The 860-nt window shown below is 76.5% G+C and carries 1 protein-coding gene and 1 pseudogene; both read right to left on the reverse strand.

Annotated elements, in window-relative coordinates; translation table 11 throughout:
• Positions 1-605: DUF1015 family protein (locus tag FNQ90_RS25245; protein ID WP_182608435.1), on the reverse strand; the 605-nt coding region annotated here is incomplete at its 3' end.
• Positions 595-860, reverse strand: a pseudogene (locus FNQ90_RS27875) (hypothetical protein); the annotation flags it as partial. The pseudogene FNQ90_RS27875 and the gene FNQ90_RS25245, both read right to left, overlap by 11 nt.

Consider the following 860-nt stretch of genomic DNA (forward strand, 5'->3'; position numbering starts at 1 on the left):
GTGCCGACCGCCCGGTGGGGGTCCAGCCCCGGTATCACCCGGTGGGTGGCCGCCAGGGTGAGGGGATGGTTGCGGTGGTCGACGACCAGTGCCGGCAGTCGCTCCGGGGCCCGCCCCCGGGCCCGGCCCATGCGTCGGGCGGCCTCCAGACGGTGGTGGCCGTCGGCCAGGAGGACCGGCCCCAGGGGCGGCGGGGCCGCGCTCCAGCGCCGGTCGCAGGACCACAGCAGCACCTCCCCGGCGTCGGGCGTGGGGAGGACGGCGTCGGGGGCGCCCGCGGAGGTCAGTTCGATGCACTCGCGGAAGGTGCCCAGGTCCGGGGCGGCCAACAACAGCGGGTCGGAGGCCGGTGACGGCTCGTCGCCGGCGTCGCGCCGGGCGCTCAGCAACCGGCTCTGCCGCTCCACCTCCTCCTCGGCGATCCGCTGGTGCCGCAGCACGTGGCCGGAGTCGGTGCCGCGGACATCGAGGGTGCCGAGCACGCCGCGTTGGGCGACACGACCGGTGGCGTCGCGGCGCTCGACGACGTGGGAGGGGATCAACAGGTCCGATCGGGGGACAATTGCGCTGGTCAGGGCTGGTGGGGACAGCACATCAGACGGCACTGAGCTCCTCTTCCTCGGCCCGGACGGTCTCGTGGTCCCCGGTCGCCGGACACTGGCTGGTGGTTCCGTTCGGATCGGGATCGGGATCGGCCGGTCGCCCGGGCCCGGGGGCCGCTCGGTCCCCGGCCCGCTCGCGGCGGGTCTCCGCACCGGGCCGGACCGGTTCGTCCGTCCCCGTCGGTTCGCGGCGCCCACCGGCGGCGTGCCCGGCCGAGTCCGTCCCGCGGGCGGTTCCGGTGGGGTGAAGGTCGGGGG

The organism is Streptomyces alkaliphilus, assembly GCF_014141535.1.
In the GTDB taxonomy this organism is placed as follows: Bacteria; Actinomycetota; Actinomycetes; order Streptomycetales; family Streptomycetaceae; genus Streptomyces; species Streptomyces alkaliphilus.